We start from the raw sequence: 6,000 nt of genomic DNA on the forward strand, positions 1-6,000 counted from the left end.
CGGCGGACCGACGCGGTCGGCGGACCGGCACGGCCGGCACCAGCCTTGCCACCTCCCAGGAAGGTCTCCTGGTGACCGCCAGGCGGCGGCACCATCGGCCGCGGCACCATCGGCCGCGCGGCGCCCACGCACGGCCCGCCCCCACCGACCGCCCCGGCGCCGCCCACCGGGCCCGTCCGCGACCTCAGTGCACGTACACGGACCCGAGGAACAGCGCGACCCAGGCGATGCCGATGATGCGCAGGCCCGGGTCCCGGATGACGAGCTCCTCGGGGGCGCCGCCCTTGCCCTGGTCGACCAGGAGCGCGTAGCGCATGATGCCCATCACGAAGGGCACGATCGACAGGCCCCACCAGGGGATGTCGCTGGTCTTGGGGTGCTCGAAGGCCCACAGGCAGTAGGTCAGGATCGTCACCGACGCGGCCATCGTCACGACGAACCGCAGGTACTCGACCGTGTACTGCGTGAGGGCCTTGCGGGTCGCGCCGCCCTCGCCGACGTTGATGAGCTCGCCGTGACGCTTGCCGGCGACCATGAACAGCGAGCCGAAGCAGGTGACGGCGAGGAACCACTGCGACAGCGTGATGTCGACGGCGACGCCGCCGGAGATCGCGCGGACGGCGAAGCCGGTCGCGACGACGACGATGTCCAGGATCGCCGTGTGCTTCAGGCGGAAGGTATAGGCGATCGTCAGCGCCTTGTAGGCGGTCAGCAGCGCGCCGAGGTGCCACGAGATCGCGTAGGCCATGGCCAGGCCGATCACGAGCAGCAGGACGGTCGTGACCAGCGCCGCCCCAACGGGCACGACGCCGGAGGCGATCGGCCGGTCGCGCTTCGTCGGGTGGGCGCGGTCCGCGTCGACGTCGCCGACGTCGTTGAGGATGTAGGTCGCGCTCGAGACGAGGCAGAACGCGGCGAACGTCAGGAGCGTCTTGAGGATGACGCTGCCGTCGTCCAGCCCGGCGCCGGCGGCCGGTGCGGCGAAGACGAGGACGTTCTTGACCCACTGCTTCGGGCGCGCCGCGCGCACGAGGCCGCGCGCGATCGAGCCGGTCGTGCGTGGCTCGGCCGGAATGCCCGTCGCGGGAGCCGCGAGGGGCGGAGGGGTCGCGGGGCCGTCCGCGGCCGGCGGCGGCACGTCGGTCAGGGACCCTGGGGCTTCGCCGGACACTCCCGCCAGTCTGCCGGATCGCCGCGGACGCCACCAGCGCGCCCACCGCGGCCCCACCGCATCCCGGTCCGCCGACGTGCCGCCGGGCGGGCCGGCGCGCCAAGTCGTACGCTCTGCGCGGCCCATGAGCACCCCCGCCGAGACCCCGACCCCCGAGCGCACGAAGTTCCAGCAGTGGCTGACCGACCTGCCGCTGACCCCGAACGCGATCTCGATCACGGGACTGATCGGCAACATCGCCGCCGCGGTGCTCGTCTGGCAGGAGCTGTACGTCCTCGGCGGCATCGTCTTCATCCTCGGCTCCGTCATGGACACGCTCGACGGCCGCTACTCGCGGATGTCCGGCAAGGGCACGACCTTCGGCGCGTTCCTCGACTCGACGCTCGACCGCATCGAGGAGGGCATCGTCCTCACCGCGATCGTCATGGTCTACGCGAAGCACGGCGACGACATCAACGCCGGCATCGCCGCGCTGGCGGCCGTCTCCTCGCTGCTCGTCTCGTACACGCGAGCCCGGGCCGAGGGCCTCGGCCTCGACGGGAAGGCGGGCGTCGGCAGCCGCGCCGTCCGCGTCGTGATCCTCGCGATCGGCCTGGTGCTCGGCGGCGACGAGCTGATCGACGGGCTGAACCTGCTGGACGCCTCGATCTGGGTCCTCGCCGCCCTCGGCGTCGTCACGACGTTCCAGCGCATGTGGCACGTGCGCTCGCAGTTGAACGCCCCGCGCGGCTGAGTCACGGCGGGCCCGGCCGCGAATCGGCCCCGCGCGGCCGGATCGCCGCGCCCGCAGCAAATCTTTATCTGGCGCGTCGCCGCTGACCGTCGGTCGACAGGGACGGCGCCGCGGGCCCCGGCCTCTCGTTGACCGCGGGTCGGCAAGAACCCCGTCCCCAAGCGGGGATCCAGCTGACCGCGGGTCGACAAGGGGCGGCGGCCCGGCCGCCGCCCTCGCTGACCGCTGGTCGGCAAGGACCGGTCCCACGTGCACCGGCACGAGTGATCCGGGCCCCACGGCAGGCCCAGACCTGCAACCATCGACCCACGACCCCGGTGCGGCACACGCGTGACGCACCCGCGGGGACTGGCCGTGGACGCCCCTCGCGGGGTTGTAACCGGCCTGGCCCGCTGGGGTTCATGGCTCAGGACCTCCCGCCGGCGGGACGGCCGACCAGCACGAGGCGCTCCGGCGCCCCCGCGCCGAGCCCCATCAGCAGCCGGCTATCCACGAGACCTTAGGACTTCGAGTGAGCACGACCACGAGCAACGGGACCGCCTTGTCCAACGACACCGCCCGCTACCAGCGCGACAAGGTGCGCGTCGCGATCATCGGCGTCGGCAACTGCGCCAACTCGTTCATCCAGGGCGTCGAGTTCTACAAGAACGCCGACGCCTCGCAGCCCGTTCCGGGCCTGATGCACGTCGACCTCGGCGGCTACCACGTCAACGACATCGAGTTCACCGCCGCGTTCGACATCAACGAGACGAAGGTCGGCAAGGACCTCTCCGAGGCCATCTGGGCCTACCCGAACGACACGATCAAGTTCGCGGACGTCCCGAAGCTCGACGTCCCGGTCTACCGGGGCATGACGCACGACGGCCTGGGCAAGTACCTCAAGCAGAAGATCACGAAGGCCCCGGGCGAGACCGCGGACATCGTGAAGATCCTGAAGGAGACGAAGACCGACGTCGTCGTCTCGTACCTCCCGGTCGGCTCCGAGCAGGCCACCAAGTGGTACGTCGAGCAGGTCCTCGAGGCCGGCTGCGGCTTCGTCAACTGCATCCCCGTCTTCATCGCCCGCGAGGACTACTGGGACGGCCGCTTCAAGGAGAAGGGCCTCCCGATCATCGGCGACGACATCAAGTCGCAGGTCGGCGCCACGATCGTCCACCGCTCGCTCGCCCGCCTCTTCCACGAGCGCGGCGTCGTGCTGCAGAACACGTCGCAGCTGAACGTCGGCGGCAACATGGACTTCTTCAACATGCTCGAGCGCGAGCGCCTCGAGTCGAAGAAGATCTCCAAGACCAACGCCGTCACCTCGGTCGCGGGCCTCGAGATGAAGCCCGAGAACGTGCACGTCGGCCCCTCGGACTACGTGCCGTGGCTGACGGACCGCAAGTGGGCGCACATCCGCCTCGAGGGCAAGGCCTTCGGCGAGGTCCCACTGACGGTCGAGCTCAAGCTCGAGGTCTGGGACTCGCCGAACTCCGCCGGCGTCATCATCGACGCCGCGCGCCTCGTGAAGCTCGCGCTGAACAACGGCATCGCCGGCCAGCTCGACGGCCCGTCCTCGTACCTCATGAAGTCGCCGCACAACCAGCGGCCCGACGACATCGCGCGCCAGGACACGGACTCGTTCATCGAGGCCAACAAGGGCAAGGACGCCGGCGTCGCGAAGGCCGCGAAGGCCGCCGCCGCGCCCAGCAACTAGATGGGGAGCGGGCCCCGCCCCGAGCGACGCGGGTAGGGGCCACGCGCCGGACCTCGACGGGGCTCGGCGCACCCGCAGGAACGACGAAGGCCCCGGAGCGCGCTCCGGGGCCTTCGTCGTTCCTGCGCCGGGCCGGTCGGAGCGGCGTGGCCGCCCCGACCGTCGCTCAGCTGACGGGGGTGCGGTCGTTGCCCTTGTCGCCGATCCAGTAGTGGTAGAGCCCACCGCCGGAGCACGTGAAGGCGACGTAGTTGTAGCGGGTGCTCAGGGACACGTCGACGACGGTCCCCTGGCCGGCCGGGCAGCCGCCCTGCGGGATCATGTAGCCGCCGGTCTGGCCGGCCTTCGGGCCGACGATGACCTCGACGTAGACGCAGACGTTGGAGCCGTGGCCGAAGCCGATCGCCGCGCCACCGCCGTTGACGGCCGTCGCGCCGTTGCTCTGCGGGCCGAACTCCTTGACCTCGCGCTTCGGCAGGAGCTGCGCCTTCCAGGCGCCGCCGCCGCGGTTGAACGTGATCGCGCGGATCATGCCCTGCTTCTTGCGGCCCGGCTCGCCGCCGTCGGCGTGCGGGTGCGTCCCGTTGGTGACCTTCGCCCGCTTGCCCTTCACCGTGACGGTGAAGATGACGCCGTTCTGCGCGTAGGCGGCCTGGTTGCCGTTCAACGTCGTCGACGGGGAGTCGATGCCGCCGCCGGAGACGAGCTTCTTCGCCTTGCCGCCGCGCACGACGAAGAGGCCCTGGCTGCTCGACACGTAGAGGACCTTCGAGTCGCCGGAGATGCCGACGCCCGTGGCCGTACCCGGGACGTTCAGCCGCTTGACGCCGCCGCCGCCCGTGTTCGCCGTGTAAGCGCTCGTGCCGGTGGGGTTGCCGCCGGGCAGGTTCGTCGCCTTCGACAGGAACGCGACCTTGGCCGGGCCCTTCGGGGCGTCGTTCGCGCCGGTGTACCCGGACATCGAGCCGCCGAACGAGTCGCCGTTGGCCGGGCCGCCGGTGCCCGCGGAGATCAGCACCGTCTTGCCGACCGTCCACGTGTTGCCGAGCGCGCCGATGTCGCCGGTGCGCTGGACGACGTAGATGTTGCGCGTGCCGGGCTGGACCTGGCCGTCGATGTTCGTGGCCGTCGACGTGAAGACGATCCGCTTGTTGGCGCGGCTGTCGCGCGAGAAGTCGGGCTCCGTCGCGACGCCGTCCGGGATCGTGCCCGCCGGCGTGCGCCCCAGCAGCTGCTGGTACTGGCCGTATTTGCCGAGCCACCTCGTGGTGTCGTAGTCGACCTTGCAGTCGGTCTGGCCGGCCTGGCGCTGCGCGGTCGCGACCGGCGCGGTCGCGGCGGAGATGCCGAGGCCGGATGCGGCGGCGAGGGCGACGAGCGTGAGCCCGCCGGCGCCGGCGCGACGACGCCAGGAGCGTGGGTTGGAGGTGTCCATGCGCCTCAAGGTAGCGGCCGGGCGGGTGGCGCGGTATCCGTTCTCGTCACGATGTCGGCCGTTCCCGCGACCCGCCGGGCGAACGGCGGCATCGAGGGCCGGCGCGACGCTCCCGGAGCCGTGCCTCGTCCGTCGCGAGGCCCTGGCCTATGCTCCACACGTGCCCGCAGCCGAGTCGTTGGCGATCGCCCAGGTCACGCCGTACCCGCTCGAGGCGGACCACCCCGTCACCGCGCACGTCCTGCGCCTGTCCGACGAGCTGGCCGCCCTGGGGCACCGCGTGGTCGTGCTCAGCGCGTCCCGCGACCATCCGCGCGTCGCGGAGACCCGTCGCCGCCTGAAGGCCGACCCGGCCGGGCTCCTCCCCGCCCCCGGCGCCGACCCCGTCGTGCTGGCCGTCGGCGAGGCGCTGCCGGCGATCCCGGGCGTCGACCGCGCGCCCGCGCTGGCGGTCGACGCGGCGCGAACGGTCGACGACGCGCTCTCCGGCATCCCCTTCGACCTCGTCCACGTGCACGAGCCGTTCGGCCCGTCCGTCTGCAGCGCGGCGCTCCGCCACAGCCGCAGCCTCAACGTCGGCACCTTCCACCTGCCGGCCGAGCGCTTCATCGCCGGCATGGGCGCCGGCGCGTCCGGCGGCTCGGGCGGCGGAAGCGACCTGCTCCGCAAGCGCTCCGGCCGCCTGCTGGGCCGCCTGGACGACCGGCTCGCGACCAGCGCCGCCACCGCGGCGCTCGTGGCCCGCTCGTTCCCGATCGGCCGCGGCTACGCCCCCCGCGTGCCCCCGGCACCGCACGCCGGGCTCGCCGGCCCGTCCGTGGGCGCCGGTGCGCCCACGGTGGCCTCCTCGGAGCCCGCGGCCGACGCCATCGCGGAACCCCGTTCGTGGATCCCGCGGTCGTCAACTGCTGACGCGGCTCGCGTCACTCGACGATCCACCCGACGGAACGGACGATGGCGACCCC

5 protein-coding genes are annotated in these 6,000 nt (G+C 72.3%); 3 read left to right on the forward strand and 2 right to left on the reverse strand.

From position 1 onward, the window contains the following. Positions 1-184: 184 nt before the first annotated feature. Entirely contained in the window at positions 185-1,171 is a 987-nt protein-coding gene (locus AB0L40_RS14505) for a decaprenyl-phosphate phosphoribosyltransferase (protein ID WP_364355519.1), read from the reverse strand. A 124-nt stretch (positions 1,172-1,295) separates the two neighbouring features. Between AB0L40_RS14505 and AB0L40_RS14510 the strand changes: the two genes are divergently transcribed. Further along, positions 1,296-1,904: a CDP-alcohol phosphatidyltransferase family protein gene (locus AB0L40_RS14510; RefSeq protein ID WP_364355522.1), complete on the forward strand. Its 609-nt coding sequence runs from the start codon at positions 1,296-1,298 to the stop codon at positions 1,902-1,904. A gap of 541 nt (positions 1,905-2,445) precedes the next feature. Next, complete coding sequence (locus tag AB0L40_RS14515) at positions 2,446-3,600, forward strand: inositol-3-phosphate synthase (protein WP_364355531.1); 1,155 nt, start codon at positions 2,446-2,448, stop codon at positions 3,598-3,600. 166 nt (positions 3,601-3,766) lie between these two features. Here AB0L40_RS14515 and AB0L40_RS14520 read toward each other — a convergent pair whose 3' ends face one another. Beyond that, positions 3,767-5,035, reverse strand: coding sequence for a hypothetical protein (locus AB0L40_RS14520; protein WP_364355525.1), 1,269 nt, complete (start codon positions 5,033-5,035; stop codon positions 3,767-3,769). 160 nt (positions 5,036-5,195) lie between these two features. Between AB0L40_RS14520 and AB0L40_RS14525 the strand changes: the two genes are divergently transcribed. Further along, positions 5,196-6,000, forward strand: an 805-nt coding sequence (locus AB0L40_RS14525) for a glycosyltransferase family 4 protein (protein ID WP_364355528.1), incomplete at its 3' end; no start/stop codon positions are given.

This window comes from Patulibacter sp. NPDC049589, assembly GCF_040675535.1.
In the GTDB taxonomy this organism is placed as follows: domain Bacteria; phylum Actinomycetota; class Thermoleophilia; order Solirubrobacterales; family Solirubrobacteraceae; genus Patulibacter.